General features: G+C 71.7%; 1 protein-coding gene. It reads left to right on the top strand.

Annotated elements, in window-relative coordinates; all coding sequences use genetic code 11:
- Nucleotides 1-214: 214 nt before the first annotated feature.
- The gene (locus OHB21_RS03610) at nt 215-16,951 is read left to right on the top strand and encodes a non-ribosomal peptide synthetase (RefSeq protein WP_195125361.1); all 16,737 of its coding nucleotides are present in this window, start codon (nt 215-217) and stop codon (nt 16,949-16,951) included.
- The last annotated feature ends 78 nt before the right edge of the window (nt 16,952-17,029 follow it).

Below are 17,029 nucleotides of genomic sequence, written 5' to 3'. Positions count from 1 at the left end.
CGGTGGCGGTAGCCTCAGCGCGATGTAACACCGCCTCCGAGGCGGCCGATCGGTCAGATGCCGATTTCGACCAGACCGATCGGCCTGTTGCGGCTGCCCGCCTAGACTGATGAGATTGCTCGGACCGCGCCGACCCACGGCAGTTCAGGATGGGCGGGGACCGACCGCCGGGGTGGTGCGGTGAAGCTGGACGCGAGAGGTGAATACGCTCGACATGGAAACTGCCCGCCGTTCTCCTCGCGGTAGTCGTCGTCGCAGGTCAGGCAGTCCGCTCTTCGGGCAGTTGCTCACCGCCGCCGTCGAATCCGCCGCCGACGAAGTCGCCGTGCGCTACGCGCCCTCCGCCGATCCCGAATCGGTCATCGAACTCACCTATCGCCAGTTGGACGAGGACTCCTCCCGGCTGGCCAGGGAGCTGATCGAGCGCGGTGTCGGCCCCGGCGACGTGGTCGCCATCGGCATTTCCCGCTCGGTGGCCTCGGTCCTGTCGGTCTGGGCGATCGCGAAGACCGGCGCGGCCTACGTGCCCGTCGACCCGAACTATCCGGCCGACCGGATCGCGCACATCGTGTCGGATTCGGGGGCCGTGGTCGGCCTGACCACCATGGCCCACCGTCGCGCGCTGGGCACCGGCGTGTACTGGATCGAACTGGACGACCCGGTGGTCGCCGAGCGCATCCTGCACCGCGAACACCGCCCCATCTCCTACGCCGACCGGGTGCGCCCGCTCGACGAGCGGCACCCGGCCTACGTCATCTACACCTCGGGGTCCACCGGCAAGCCGAAGGGCGTCGTCGTCACCCACACGGGGCTGGCCGGGCTGGTGGCGGCCGAGCGGGAGCACTACAAGATCGACGGTGACGCGCGCGTGCTGCACGTGTGCTCCCCGAACTTCGACGTGTCGGTGCTCGAGCTGCTGCTCGCATTCTCGGCGGGCGCGACGCTGGTGATCGCGCCGCACACCGTCTTCGGCGGCTACGAACTGGCCGATCTGCTCGCGCGCGAGCAGGTCACCCACATGCTCATCACGCCGGGCGCGCTGGAATCGGTGGATCCGGCCGGTCTGGACGAGCTGGGCACCGTCGTGGTGGCCGGTGAGAAGTTCGGTCCGGAACTGGTCGCGCGGTGGGCCGACGGCACCCGCGAGTTCTACAACGGTTACGGCCCCACCGAGGCCACCATCCTGGCGACCAGCACCGCGCCGCTGTACCCCGACGAGCCGATCACCATCGGCACCGCCATCCCGGGCGTCGGCGCGTTCGTGCTGGACGCCCGGCTGCGGCCGGTGCCCGCGGGTGTCGTGGGTGAGCTGTACCTGTCGGGGCCCGCGCTGGCGCAGGGGTATCTGAACCGGCCGGGGCTCACGGCGGAACGCTTCGTCGCGAGCCCGTTCGGCGCGCAGTCGGGCGCCCCGGGCGCGCGGCTGTACCGCACGGGCGACCTGGTGCGGCGCAACGAGGCCGACGGCACCCTCGAGTACCTGGGCCGCTCGGACTTCCAGGTGAAGATCCGCGGCCTGCGCATCGAGCTCGGCGAGATCGACAACGCCCTCACCGCGCACCCCGATGTCGACTTCGCCGCCACCCTCGGCCGCGAATTGCCTTCGGGCGCCACGGCTCTGGTGTCGTACGTGCTGCCGCGCACGGGCGCCACGCTCGACACCGCCGCCCTCACCGAGTTCGTGGGCCGGACGCTGCCCGCGTACATGGTGCCCACGGTGATCATGGTGCTGGACGAGATCCCGCTGACCTCGGTCGGCAAGCTGGATCGCGCCGCGCTGCCGGAGCCGGTGTTCGCGGCCGGGGAGTACCGCGCACCGTCCACGCCCACCGAGGAGATGGTGGCGGAGGTGTTCGCCGCGTTGCTCTTGCGCGACGACGCCGAGGCGCGCGTGGGCGCCGACGACGACTTCTTCGAGCTGGGCGGCAACTCGCTGCTGGCCGCGCAGGCCATCGCGCGCGTCGGCGCGGCGCTGGGCGCGCGGGTGCCGATGCAGTTGCTGTTCGACGCCTCCACCGTCGCGGGTCTGGCCGAGGAGCTGGACCGGTACGTGGGCACCGCGTCGGCCAGGATCGCGCTGGAGCCCCGGGAGCGGCCCGAGCGGGTGCCGCTGTCGTACGCGCAGCAGCGCATGTGGTTCCTGAACCGCTTCGATCCCGCCAGCGGGGTCAACAACATCCCGGTGGCCGTGCGGCTGTCGGGTGCGTTGGACGTGGCCGCGCTGAATGCGGCGGTGGCGGATCTGGTGCACCGGCACGAGGTGCTGCGCACGGTCTACCCCGAATTCGACGGTGCCGGTTATCAATTGGTGCTGCCGGTGGAGGATCCGCGCGCGGTGCCCGAGCTGGTGGCCGAGCCGGTCGGCGCGTCGAATCTGGTGGAGCTGGTGACCACGGCGGTCACCGCGGGCTTCGACGTCACCGCGGCGCCGCCGATCCGGTTGCGGCTGTTGGAGATCGGTGAGTCCGAGCACGTGCTGGTGTGCGTGGTGCACCACATCGCCGGTGACGGTTTCTCGATGGGCCCGCTGACCCGCGACCTGATGACGGCCTACGCCGACCGCGTCGCGGGCCGCGCCCCGCAGCTCGCGCCGCTGGCTGTGCAGTACGCCGACTACGCGCTGTGGCAGCGTGAGGTGCTCGGCACCGAGGACGATCCGGAATCGCTGCTGGCCCAGCAGGTCTCGTTCTGGCGCGATCGGCTGGCCGGGCTGCCCGACCAGCTGGAACTGCCCTCGGATCGCCCGCGCCCGGCCGTCGCCTCCTACCGGGGCGGGGTGGTGCGCTTCGAGATCGGCGCCGAGACGCACACCGCGCTGGGCGAGGTGGCGCAGCGGCACCATTCGACGCTGTTCATGGTCGTGCACACCGCGCTCGCGGTGCTGCTGGCCCGGCTCTCGGGAACCGAGGACATCGCCATCGGCACGCCCGTCGCGGGGCGCGGCGACGCGGCGCTGGACGACCTCATCGGCATGTTCGTGAATACGCTGGTGCTGCGCGACCGCGTCGATCCCGCCGCCACCGTCGACGACCTGCTCGAGACCGTGCGCCACGGCGATCTCGCCGCGTTCGGGCACGCGGACGTGCCGTTCGAACGCCTGGTGGAACTGCTCGACCCGGTGCGCTCGGCCGCGCGGCACCCGCTGTTCCAGGTGATGCTGACCTTCCAGAACCTGGAGCGCACCGAACTGGCGCTACCCGGCCTGACGGTGTCGGGTGTGGAGATGGCCGTGCCGCTGGCCAAGTTCGACCTCCAGTTCGCCGTGGCCGAACGCGTGGCGCCGGACGGTTCGCTGGACGGAATGTCGGCCGAGATCACCTATGCCACCGACCTTTTCGACGAGGCCACGGTGCGCGGGTTCGCCGAGCGGTTCGAGCGGGTGCTCGCCGTGCTGGCCTCGGATTCGGCCGCCGTGGTCGGGGATATCGACCTGCTGACCGACGCCGAGCGCGCGGCGGTGCTGCGCACGTGGAACGACACCGCGCATCCGGTGCCCGCCGAGACGCTGGTGTCGCTGTTCGAGCGGCAGCGCACGGCGACCTCCTACGCGACGGCGCTGGTCTTCGAGGGCGAACGCCTCACCTACGCCGAGTTCGGCGCCCGCGTGCACCAGCTGGCCCGCCACCTGCTGGCCGCCGGCGTGGGCCCGGAGTCGTTGGTGGCGTTGGCGATTCGCCGTTCCACCGAGCTGGTGGTGGCCATGTACGCGGTGCTGGAGGCGGGCGCGGGCTACGTGCCGCTCGACCCCGACCAGCCCGCCGAGCGCATCGACTACGTGCTCGACACCGCGCGCCCCGCGCTGGTGCTCACCACCTCGCGCGACGGGTTCGGCACCGCCGTCGCGCCGGTCCTCGAGGTCGACGCGCCCGAGATCGCCCGGTACGACGCGACACCCATCACCGCCGCCGAACGTGCGCGGCCGATCCGCCCCTCCGATACCGCGTACGTGATTTTCACGTCGGGTTCGACGGGTCGCCCGAAGGGTGTGGCGGTGTCGCATTCGGCGATCGTGAATCGTTTGCTGTGGATGCAGGATTCGTATCCGTTGGGTGCGGATGATGTGGTGTTGCAGAAGACTCCGGCGACCTTCGACGTGTCGGTGTGGGAGTTCTTCTGGCCGTTGCAGGCTGGTGCGCGCTTGGTGGTGGCGAAGCCGGACGGTCACCGTGATCCGGTGTATCTGGCTCAGGTTATTGCCGAACACGGTGTGACGACGGTGCATTTCGTGCCGTCGATGCTATCGGTGTTCGTCTCGACCCTCGGCGAGGGTGCCGACGCGCCCCGGGTGCGGCAGGTGTTCGCCTCGGGCGAGGCGCTGCCCGCCGTGACGGCGCGGCGGTTGCGCGAGCTGACAGGTGCGCGTCTGCACAACCTGTACGGTCCGACCGAGGCCGCGGTCGACGTGACGTATCACGAGGTCGTCGACGCCGACGAGGTGTCGGTGCCGATCGGCCGCCCCGTCTGGAACACCCAGGTCTACGTGCTGGATTCGCGTCTGCGCCCGGTCGCGCCGGGTGTCGCGGGCGAGCTGTATCTCGCGGGCGATCAGCTCGCGCGGGGATACCTCGGCCGTCCGGATCTGACGGCGGACCGTTTCCTCGCGAATCCGTACGGCCCCGCCGGTTCTCGGATGTACCGCACGGGCGACCTTGTCACCTGGACCGCCGACGGTGAACTGGAGTACTTGGGCCGCACGGACTTCCAGGTGAAGTTGCGTGGTCTGCGGATCGAGCTGGGCGAGATCGAGGCGGCCCTGCTGGCCCAACCCGGTATCGCGCAAGCGGTGGTCGTGCTGCGCACCGATGAGCACGCCGGTGACCAGCTGGTGGGCTACCTGGTGCCCGAACCCGATGTCACGCTCGAAACCGAGTCCGTGCGCAAGGAACTCACCGGCGCGCTGCCGGGCTACATGGTGCCCGCCGCGCTGGTGGTGCTGGACGCGTTCCCGGTGAACGCCAGCGGCAAGCTGGACCGGAAGGCGTTGCCCGCGCCCGTCTTCGGCGGTTCGTCGGAATACCGGGCCCCCGGCACACCGATCGAGCAGGCCGTGGCCGAGGTGTTCGCCAGCCTGCTCGGAGCGGGCGAAGTGGGCCTCGACGACGATTTCTTCGCGCTCGGCGGCAACTCGCTGCTGGCCACCCGCGCGGTCGCGCGCCTCAACGCCGCGCTCGACGCGAATGTCGAAGTGCGCGAACTGTTCGAGGCGCCCACCGTCGCCGCGCTGGCCGCCCGCGTGGTGCCCGGTGTGGCCGTCGACATCCGGCCGCCGCTGGTGGCCGGGCCGCGCCCGGAGCGCGTGCCGCTCTCGCTGGCCCAGCAGCGGATGTGGGTGCTCAACCGCATCGACCCCGGTTCGGCCGCCTACAACATCCCGTTCGCCATCCAGCTCGCCGGTCACCTCGACGTGACCGTGATCGGTCAGGCCGCCCTCGACGTGCTCGAACGCCACGAGGCGCTACGCACCCGGTTCCCCGCCGACGAGGACGGAAAGCCTTACCAGGAAGTCCTTTCCGTGGCCTCGGTGCTGCCCGAAGGACTGCAATCCGAACAGCCCGCCCACATCATGGGCCGGGTCGTGGAGCTCATGGGCTCGGGCTTCGACGTGACCGAGCATCCGCCGGTGCGGATCGCGCTGCTCAACGGCGGCGTGCCCGACAAGCACCTGCTGGTGCTCGTCGCGCACCACATCGTCGCCGACGGCGCCTCGCTCGCGCCGCTGGCCCGCGACCTGATGACCGCCTACATCGCCCGCGTCGAGGGTGAGGCGCCCGGCTGGGCGCCGCTGCCCGTGCAGTACGCCGACTTCGCGCTCTGGCAGCGCGAAGTGGTGGGCGCCGAGGACGATCCGGACTCGGTGGCCGCGCGCCAGCTCGCGCATTGGAAGCAGCGGCTGGCCGGGCTCACCGGCGCGGCCACGGTGCCGCAGGACCGCCCGCATCCGCCGGTGCCGTCCATGCGCGGCGCCTCGGTGGGCGTCACGCTGCCCGCCGACGTGCACGCCGATCTGGCCCGCATTGCGCGGGAACAGAATTCGTCGCTGTTCATGGTGGTGCACGCGGCGCTGGCCGTGCTGCTCGCGCGGCTCACCGGCGACACGGACGTGGCCATCGGCACGCCCATCGCGGGCCGCGGTGAGCGCGCCCTCGACGGCCTGGTCGGCATGTTCGTCAACACGCTGACGCTGCGCACCACCGTCGACCCCGACGCCACCTTCGCCGATCTGGTGCGCCAGGCCCGCGAAACCGATCTGGACGCGTTCGCCAACGCCGACATCCCGTTCGAGCGGGTGGTCGAGACCGTCGCGCCCGGCCGCGCGGGCAGCGCGAGCCCGCTGTTCCAGGCCGTGCTGGCCTTCCAGAACCTGGAGCGCCCCACGCTGGAACTGCCGGGATTGACCGTCGGCGTGCTGGATTCGGAGGCGATCGCCGCCAAGTTCGACCTGCTGCTCAACGTCGAACCGCGCCACCGCGCCGACGGCGCGCCCGCCGAGCTGGCGACCATGTTCACCTACGCCACCGACATCTTCGACGACGTGACGGTGCGCGGGTTCACCCGCATGCTGGCCACCGTGATCACGGCGGTCGCCACCGACCCGGAGCAGCCGGTCGGCGCCATCGATCTGCTCACCCCCGCCGAACGGGACCGGCTGCGCCCCAACCGGATTCCGGTGTCCCGCGTGGTCACGCTGCCGCAGCTGCTGCAGTCGGCGGTGCACAGCAGCCCGGACGGCCTGGCCGTGGTGGAGGGCGACGCCACCGAGCGTTTCGCCCAGCTCACCTACACCGAGCTGGAATTGCGCTCCACCCTGCTGGCCCGCCACCTCATCGCGCTCGGCGTCGGCCCGGAATCCGTGGTCGCCATCGGCATTCCGCGCTCGGTGGAGTCTGTGCTCGCGGTCTGGGCGATCACCAAGACCGGTGCGGCGTTCGTGCCGGTGGACCCCGGCTACCCAGCCGAGCGCGTCGCGCACATGATCGCCGATTCGGGGACCGTGCTCGGTCTCACGGTGTCGGGTGCCCGTCCGGCGCTGCCCGGCAGCGTGGAGTGGCTGACACTCGACGACATCGACTTCGTCCGCGGCCTGATGGTGTACTCGGCCAAGCCGATCGTGGACGCCGACCGCGTGCGCCCGCTGCGGCCCGAGCATCCGGCCTACGTCATCTACACCTCCGGGTCCACCGGCACGCCGAAGGGCGTCGTCGTGAGCCACGCGGGCCTGTCCGCGTTCTGCGACGAGCAGCGCGAGCGCTACCGGGTGATCCCCGGCATGCGCACCCTGCACTTCGCCTCGCCCTCGTTCGACGCGTCGATCCTGGAACTCCTGCTCGCCGTGGGCGGCGGCGCGACCATGGTCCTCGCCACCCCCGATATCTACGGCGGTGAACAGCTCGCCGCGCTGCTGCGCCGCGAACGGGTGACGCACGCGTTCATCACGCCCGCCGCGCTGGCGTCCATGGACCCGGCCGGACTGGACGAACTGCGGGTGCTCGTGGTGGGCGGCGAAGCGCTGCCGCCGGATCTGTTGCGCCGCTGGGCGGTTCCGTCCGGGCCCGGCCCGCGCCAGTTCTTCAACGCCTACGGCCCCACCGAGGCCACCGTCGTCTCCAATATCACCGCGCCGATGGGTCCGGACACTCCGGTCACCATCGGCCCGCCGATTCGCGGTGTCGCGGAATACGTGCTGGACCAGCGGCTGCGCCCGGTGCCGACCGGCGTGGTCGGCGAACTCTACATTTCCGGCGCGCAGCTGGCACGCGGCTACGGCGGGCGCTTCGGCCTGACCGCGAGCCGCTTCGTCGCCGACCCCATCGCCGGCGGGGGCGCGCGGATGTACCGCACCGGCGACCTGGTGCGCTGGACCCGCGACGGCGATCTGGAATACGTGGGCCGCAACGACTTCCAGGTGAAGGTGCGTGGCTTCCGCATCGAACTCGGCGAGATCGACGCCGTGCTCACCGATTTCGAGGGGCTGGACTTCGCCGCCACCGTTGGGCACGAACTCGATGGCGGCGCCACCATTCTGGCGTCCTACGTGCACGCCGCGCCCGGTGCGACCGTGGATGTGGCCGCGGTGCAGCGGTTCGCCGAGGAGCGGTTGCCGCGTCACATGGTGCCGACCTCGATCACCGTGCTGGACGAGATCCCGCTCACCCCGTCGGGCAAGCTCGACCGGCGCGCGCTGCCCGAACCGGCCTTGCAGGCCACCGAGTTCCGCGCGCCCAGCGGACCTGCGGAAGAACTCGTCGCGCGGTTGTTCGGCGAGGCGCTGGGCACCGAGGAGCCGGTCGGCGCCGACGACGACTTCTTCGCCCTCGGCGGCAACTCGCTGATCGCCACCCAGGTGATGGCCCGGTTGGGCGCCGAACTCGGCGGCCGGTTCGAGGTGCGCGAGCTGTTCAACGCGCCCACGGTGGCCGGGCTGGCCGAGCGCATTCAGGGCGCTGTCGCCGCCCCCGCGCGACCCGCGCTGGTGGCAGGCCCGCGCCCGGAACGGATTCCGCTCTCCCCGGCACAGCGGCGCTACTGGTTCCTCAACCAGTTCGACACCGCCGCCTCGGCCGTCGACAACATCCCGCTCGCCGTGCGGCTGTCGGGCGCGCTCGACGTGGACGCGCTCGGCCACGCCGTGGCCGACGTGGTGGCCCGGCACGAGGTGCTGCGCACCACCTACCCCGGCGGCGACGACGCGCCGTACCAGGTGATCCACCCCGTTCCCGCCGTGGCGCCGTCGCTGACGCCGGTGGACGTGACCGAGGACGAACTCGCCGGCGCGGTGGTCGAATTCGCGCTCACCACCTTCGACGTCACCACCGAGGTGCCGTTCGCGGTGCGACTGCTGCGCCTCACGCCCACCGAGCACGTGCTGGCGATGGTGGTGCACCACGTCGCGGCCGACGGTTCCTCGATGAACCCCCTCGCGCGCGACGTGATGGTGGCCTACGCCGCCCGGATGCGGGGCGCCGCACCGGAATTCACGCCGCTGCCGCTGCAGTACGCGGATTACGCGCTGTGGCACGACGCCGTGCTGGGCGCCGAGGACGATCCGGAATCCCTTGCCGCCCAGCAGATCGCGTACTGGCGCGAGACCCTGGCCGGTTTGCCCGACCAACTGGAACTCCCGGCCGACCGCCCGCGCCCGCCGGTGCAGTCCTTCCGCGGCGCCACCCTGCGCACGGTCGTGTCGCCGCGACAGCACGCCGCGCTGCACGAGCTGGCGCGGGCGCATCAGTCCTCGCTGTTCATGGTCGTGCACGCCGCGCTGGCGGTGTTGCTGGCGCGGTTGTCCGGCACCGACGACATCGCCGTCGGCACCCCGCTGGCCGGGCGCGGTGAGCGCGAACTCGACGACCTCGTGGGCATGTTCGTCAACACCGTGGTGTTCCGCACCCGGATCAGGCCGGGGGAGCGGTTCACCGAGCTGCTGGCCGATGTGCGCGAACGCGATCTGGAGGCGTTCGCCCACGCCGACGTGCCGTTCGAGCGACTGGTGGAGGTGCTCAATCCGCAGCGCTCCACGGCGCGCAATCCGCTGTTCCAGATCGGTCTTTCGTTCCAGAACCTGGGCGAGACGACTTTCGAACTGCCCGGGCTCACCGTCGGCGCGGTCGATTTCGACGCCAACCTGGCCAAGACCGACCTGCAACTCACCGTCACCGACCGCTACGCCGAGGACGGTACGCCCGCCGAGTTGGTGACCGAATTCGGTTATGCCACCGACCTGTTCGACGAATCCACGGTCCAGGGCTTCGCCGACCGGTTCGCCCGCGTGGTGGACGCGATCATCGCCGACGCCACGGCGCCCGTCGGCGCGATCGACCTGCTGTCGGACGAGGAGAGCGAACGCATCCTGCGGGCCTGGAACGACACGGCACACGCGGTGGACACCGAGGCCACGCTGGTCTCACTGCTGGACGCCTCGGCCGCCCGCACGCCGCAGGCGACGGCCCTGGTCGCCGACCGGCCGGACCGCCCGCCGCTCACGCTGACCTACGCGGAGCTGGACTTCCGCGTGAACAAGCTGGCGCGGTATCTGATCGGGCGTGGTGTGCGTCCGGAGGATCGGGTGGCGTTGGCGATTCGGCGTTCGGCGGATCTGGTGATCGCGATGTACGCGGTGGCGAAGTCCGGTGCGGCGTATGTGCCGATCGATCCGGATCAGCCCGCCGACCGTGTGGATTACATCCTCGGCACCGCGGCGCCGCGCTGCGTGCTGACCACCGTGGCGGACGCGTTCACCACCACCGTCGCGGAAACGCTGGCGGTGGACGCCCTCGACCTGAGCTCGCGGTCCGGTGCGCCGATCGCCCCCGAGGAGCGCAATGGTGTTCTGTCGGCGGGGAATACGGCGTATGTGATCTTTACGTCGGGTTCGACGGGTCAGCCCAAGGGTGTGGCGGTGTCGCACGGGGCGGTCGTGAATCAGTTGCTGTGGAAGAGTGCCGAGTTCGGTTTGGATGCCGAGAATGTGGTGCTGTTGAAGACGGCGGCGACGTTCGATTTGTCGGTGTGGGAGTTCTGGTCTGCTGCGGTGAGTGGTGGTCGTCTGGTGGTGGCTACCGCCGACGGGCATCGTGATCCGGCCTACCTGAACGCGTTGATGCGGTCGACGGGTGTGTCGACGTTGCATGTGGTGCCGTCGATGTTGGATGCGTTGCTGACCGAATCTGATGGGCGTCTGCCGGATTCGTTGCGGCGGGTGCTGGCGATCGGCGAAGCCCTCCCGGCCGCGCTGGCCCAGCGCGTGCGCGCGAGCGGCACCGCGCTGTTCAACCTGTACGGCCCGACCGAGGCGGCCGTCTCCATCACCAACCACGCCGTCACCGAGGCCGACAGCGGGTCGGTGTCGATCGGCAGGCCCGAGTGGAACAGCCGCGTCTACGTGCTCGACGCTGCGCTGCGCCCGGTGCCCGCCGGTGTGCCCGGTGAGTTGTACCTGGCCGGAAACCAGTTGGCGCGCGGCTATTTCGCGCGCCCCGCGCTCACCGCCGAGCGGTTCGTGGCCAACCCCTTCGAAGCGGATGGCGCGCGGATGTACCGCACCGGTGACCTGGTGGCGTGGAGTGCCGACGGCGAGTTGGAGTATCGGGGTCGTACCGACTTCCAGGTGAAGATCCGCGGTTTCCGCATCGAACTGGGCGAGATCGACGCCGCCCTCACCGACCAGCCTGGTGTGGACTTCGCGCTCACCGTCGGACGCGAGATCGGCGGGCGCGCCACCACTCTCGTCGGCTACGTGGTGCCCGCGCGCGGCGCGACGCTCGACACCGGTGCGCTGACCGCCGCCCTGCGCGCGCGGCTGCCCGAATACATGGTGCCCGGCGCGCTGGTCGTGCTCGATGAACTGCCGCTCACCTCGGTCGGCAAGGTCGACCGGTCGGCGCTGCCGGAACCCGAACTGCCCGAACGCGAATACCGCGCGCCCGCCACCCCGGAGGAACGCATCGTCGCCGAGGTCATCGGCGAGGTGCTGGGCCTGGAGCGGGTCGGCGTGGACGACGACTTCTTCGTGCTCGGCGGCGACAGCATCACCTCCATCCAGGTGGTGGCCAGGGCGCGGGCGCGCGGCGTGCGGTTCACCCCGCGCCACGTGTTCGAATCGCGCACCGTCGCCGCGCTCGCGGCCGTCGCCACCCCGCCGGAGGCCCCCGCCGCGCGCACCGGCGTGCTGCCGCTCACCCCCACCGGCGCGCGCGTGCTGGCGACCAGGCCGGACGGCATCGAGGTGCGCGCCATCGTGCTCGACCTGCCCGCCGACCGCGAACCCGCCGCCGTGCGGGCCGCGATCGACGCGGTGCTGGAACAGAATCCGATGCTGTGGGTGCGCCTGCGCCCCGCCGCGGCGGACGCGCCCGCCGCGTTCGACCTGCCCGCCGCGCCGACGCCGGACGACCAGCCCTACTACCAGCTCACCGACGAGGACGCGGGCGTCCCGCTGGACGACGTGGTGCTGGCGGCCGCCGACGCGCTGGACCCGGTGCAGGGCCGCAATATCCGGTTCGTGCGCCTGGGCCCCGACACCGCCGCCAAGCTGGTGGTGGTGGCCAACGGCCTGGTGCTGGACGACGCGTCCTGGCGCCTGGTGATCGACCAGCTGACCGCGGCCTGGTCGCGGCACCGCCACGCCGCGCCCGAGCACGCCGACGGCGGACCCGCGGTGCTGCTGCGCGCGCTCGCGGCCAAGGCATCGGATCCCGCCACCACCGCCGAACTGGTGTGGTGGCGCCACGCGCTGGAGGGCGCCGCGGCACCCGCGCCGCTGCCCGCCGGGGTGGATCTGGCCGTGCGGTCGCGGGTTTCGCTCACGCTGACCGCCGAAGGAGCGGCCGCCGTGAGCACCATGGCCCGCGCCTACCACGCGACCGTGGACGAGGTGCTGCTCACCGCGCTCGCGCTAGCCGTGCGCACCGCCGAACGCGAAACCGTCGCGCGCACCGTGGGTTCGGTGGTCAGCCTGCCCGCCGACGCGCGCGGGCAGGCGCATTCGGATCTGGTGGGCGGCTTCGTCACCGATTACCCGCTGCCGCTGCGCCTCTCGGGCGTCGACATCGCCGACGCGCTGGTCGGCGGACCGGCCGCGGGCATCGCGCTGCGCCAGGTCAAGGAGCTGCGCCGCTCGGTGCCGTCGGCCGGTGTGGGCTACGGCGTGCTGCGCTACCTCGCGGGCGCGACCGACCTGCCCGAACCGGGGCTGATCCGGTTGCGCTACCGCGACGTGCGCCCGGCGCGGGTGCACACCGACGCGACGGTGGACGACCTGCTGCTCGACATCGCCGTCGAATCCACCGGCGAGGGGCTGCGCACCCGCTTCGACTTCGCGGCGGGCGTCTTCACCGCCGACGACGTGAAAACCTTTGCCGAACACTGGGTCCGGGCGCTGGGCGGTCTCGCCGAACACGCGCTGCGCCCCGGCGCGGGCGGGCACACGCCGTCGGACTTCCCGCTGGTGCGGCTCACCCAGGGCGATCTGGACCGCTTCGTCGGCGAATACCCGTCTCTCGGCGACATCTGGCCGCTGACGCCCTTGCAGTCGGGCATGCTGTTCCACGCCCGCCTGGCCGACGCGTCCATCGACGCCTACATGATCCAGTTCGTGCTGGATCTCGACGGCGCGGTGAACCCCGCCCGCCTGCAAGGGGCCGCCCAAACGCTGCTGGACCGGCACGCGAATCTGCGCGTCGCCTTCGCCGACACCGCCGACGGCGGCGCCGTGCAGGTGGTGCCCGAGGCGGTCGAGGTGCCGTGGCGCCAGATCGCGCTGGACCACCTCGCGCCCGGCGCCATCGCCGCCGAGGCCGAGCGGATCAAGTCCGCGGACCTGGCGCAGCACTTCGACATGCGCACCCCGCCGCTGATCCGCTTCACCCTGCTGCGCACCGCCGCCGACCGCTTCCATCTGGTGGTGACCAGTCACCACATCCTGCTCGACGGCTGGTCGGTGCCGCTGCTGCTGCAAGAACTGCTCACCGTGTACGCGCTGGGCCGTCGCTCCCGGCACCTGCCGAAGGTGCACCCGTACCGCGACTACCTGGCGTGGCTGGCCGCGCAGGACCGCGCCGTCGCCGAGAAGGCCTGGCGCGACGCGCTCGCCGGCATCACCGAGCCCACCCCGCTGGCGGGCGAGGCGGGCCGGGAGATCGCCGAGGGCATCGGCGAGGTCGAATTCCTGCTCTCCCCGGAGCGCACGGCCGCGCTGACCCGCGCCGCCGCGAGCGCGGGCGTCACCGTCAACACGGTCGTGCAGGCGGCGTGGGGCCTGCTCATCGGGCGGCTCACCGACCGCGACGACGTGGTGTTCGGCGCCACCGTCTCCGGGCGGCCCGCCGAACTGCCCGGCGTGGAGACCATGGTCGGCCTGTTCCTCAACGCCGTGCCCGTGCGGGTCCGGCTGGACGCCGAGCAGACCCTCGCCGAACTGCTGCGCACCCTCCAGGACCGGCAGGCGGCGCTGCTGGACCACCACCACCTCGGCCTCAGCGACATCCAGGCCGCGGTGGGCGTGGACGGGCTGTTCGACTCGCTGGTGGTGTACGAGTCCTACCCGGTCGACCGCGACGGACTGCGGCGCGCCAGCGCGGTGGACGGGATGAGCGTCGGCGGCGTGCACGTCACCGACGGCACCCACTACCCGGTGACCGTGATCGTGGCGCTCGGCGAGCAGTTGCACGTCGAGATCAAGTACCTGCGTGACGTTTTCGGCGAGGCCCAGGCGCGCGCCTTCGCCGACCGGCTCGCCCTGCTGATCGGCACGTTCGTAGACGGGCCGGGCCGCCGGGTCGCCGAGGTGGACGCGGTGCTGGACGGCGAACGCCGCGCCCTGGCCGCGCACAACGCCACCGAAACGCCGGAGTTCCTGGACGATTCGACGCTGCTCTCGCTGTTCGACGCGCAGGTGGCCCGCACGCCCGACGCGCCCGCCGTGCGGTTCGGCCACGTGAGCGTCAGCTACGCCCAGCTCGACGCGCGGTCGCGGGACCTCGCGCGCGAACTCGTCGCGCGCGGGGTGGGCCCGGAAGCGCTTGTGGCCGTGGCCATGCGGCGGTCGGTGGAGCTGGTGGTCGCGATCTACGCGGTGCTGCGCGCCGGCGGCGGGTACGTGCCCGTGGACCCCGACCACCCGACCGAGCGCTGCGAGTCGGTACTCGCGGGCGCGCGCCCGGTGTGCGTACTGACCACGGCCCGCACGGGATTCGGCACCGCGACCGGTGTGCCCGTGGTGGCCGTGGATGCGCTGGAAGCCCTCGGCGCGGGCGTGGCCGTGGACCCCGTGGTGCGTTCGGAGAACGTGGCGTATGTGATCTATACATCGGGTTCGACGGGTCGTCCGAAGGGTGTGGCGATCACGCATCGGCAGATGGTGAATCAGTTCCGGTGGGCGCAGAGTGCGTATCCGCACGACGGTTCGGATGTGGTGTTGCACAAGACGCCGATCACGTTCGATATCTCGACGTGGGAGCTGTTCTGGCCCTTGCAAGTCGGCGCCACCGTGGTGATCGCCGAACCCGACGGTCACCGCGACCCGGTGTACCTGGCGAACACCATCGACGAATTCGGCGTCACGACGGTGCATTTCGTGCCGTCGATGCTGGACGCGTTCCTCGACGGCTCCGGTGCGGCGCAGCGGCACCCCTCGCTGCGCCGGGTGTTCGCGGCCGGTGAGGCGCTGTCCACCGAGACCGCCGAATCCTTCGCCGCCGCGCTGCCGAGCACCGAACTGGTGAACTGGTACGGCCCGGCCGAGGCGGCCGTGGTCACCGCGCATCCGGGTGTGGCGGGCGCGGGCGCGTCGGTGCCGATCGGCGTGCCGGTCGCGAATACCCGTGTGTACGTGCTGGATCGGCAGCTGCGCGAAGTGCCGCCCGGCGCCCCCGGCGAGTTGTACATCGCGGGCGCCCAGTTGGCGCGCGGCTACTACCGCGCGGCGGGGCTGACGGCCGAGCGGTTCGTCGCGCATCGCGACGGGCAGCGGCTGTACCGCACGGGCGATGTGGTGCGCTGGCGCACCGAGGGCGTGCCCACGCTGGAGTACTTGGGCCGCAGCGATTTCCAGGTGAAGCTGCGCGGCCAGCGCATCGAACTCGGCGAGATCGAAGCGGTGCTGGCCGACCACGAGAACGTGCGCCACGCCGTCGTGTCGCTGGTGCGCGCGGCGACCGGTGACCGGCTCGTCGGCTACGTGGTGCCCGTCGCGGGCACGTCCGTCGACACCGCCGACCTGCTGGCGCACGCGCGTAGTTCGCTGCCGCAGTACATGGTGCCCTCGGCGATCGTGGTGCTCGACCGGTTGCCGCTCAACGCCAGCGGCAAACTCGACCGCAACGCGCTGCCCGTCCCCGCTCTGGCCGCCCGTGCGTTCCGCGCGCCGGCCTCGCCCGTGGAACAGGCCGTCGCCGCCGCGTTCGGCGAAGTCCTCGGCCTGGCCTCGGTCGGCGCCGACGACGACTTCTTCGACCTCGGCGGCAACTCGCTGGTCGCGACCCGCGCCGCCACCCGGCTGCGCGAACGCACCGGGGCCGAGGTGCGCGTGCAGTGGTTCTTCACCGACCCCACGGTGAGCGCGCTGGCCGCCCGGATCAGCCGGGCCGCCGAACACGGCGTCGACTTCGAGGCCGACTCCGCCGCCGCGCTCGGCCCGCTGCTGCCCATCCGGGGCACCGGCACCGCCGAACCGCTGTTCTGCTTCTACCCGATGGCGGGCCTGTCCTGGAGCTACGCGGGCCTGGTGCCGCACGTGGACCGGTCGCGCCCCATCATCGGCCTGCAATCGCCCGCCCTCTCCGAGGACGACTACTTCCCCGAATCGCTCGACGCCATGGCGGCCCGCTGCCTGGCCGAGATCCGGTCGGTGCAGCCGCAGGGCCCGTACCACCTGCTCGGCTGGTCGCTCGGCGGCCTGCTCGCGCACGCGGTCGCGGTCCGGCTGCAAGCCGCAGGGGAGCGGGTCGCGCTGCTGGCCATGCTCGACAGCCACCACGACATCGCCGTCACCGACTTCCGCACCGCCCTGCGCGGCGCGCTGGCCGAGATCGGCATCGGCGAGGGCGGCCTGCTCGGCGATGGCGACCCGCACGACCTCAGCGACGAATCGCTGGCCGCGCTACACGCCACCATCCCCAGGGAACTCGCGGTGCTCACCCCGGACCGGCTGCGCAAGATCTACCGCAGCGCCGTGCGGTCGGCCGAACTCATCGCCGACCACCGGCCCGGCGTGTTCCGCGGCAGGCTGGAGTACTTCAGCGCCCGCGTCCTCGGCGAGAACATCGTGCGCGGCATCGAGCCCGAGCACTCGGCGGGCAAATGGGCGCCGTACGTGGACGGCACCGTCGCCGACCACCCCGTCGCGGTGTCGCACGACCAGATGACCTCCCCCGAAGCGCTGGCCGAGATCGGACCGCGACTGTCGGCGCTACTCGCCGGGGGCGCAACCGGCGACAGCGGAATCCATCGGGCATGATGGGACGGCGTTCAGGAAACAGTGCCCTCTTTTGTGACGACTAGATAGGCCGTATGGTCTGGCGTGGCGCCCATCGCG

It is taken from the genome of Nocardia puris (genome assembly GCF_036051655.1).
Classification (GTDB): domain Bacteria; phylum Actinomycetota; class Actinomycetes; order Mycobacteriales; family Mycobacteriaceae; genus Nocardia; species Nocardia puris.
The sequence above is the reverse complement of the archived record's forward strand: the minus strand, read 5'-3'. Positions and strand labels throughout refer to the sequence as shown.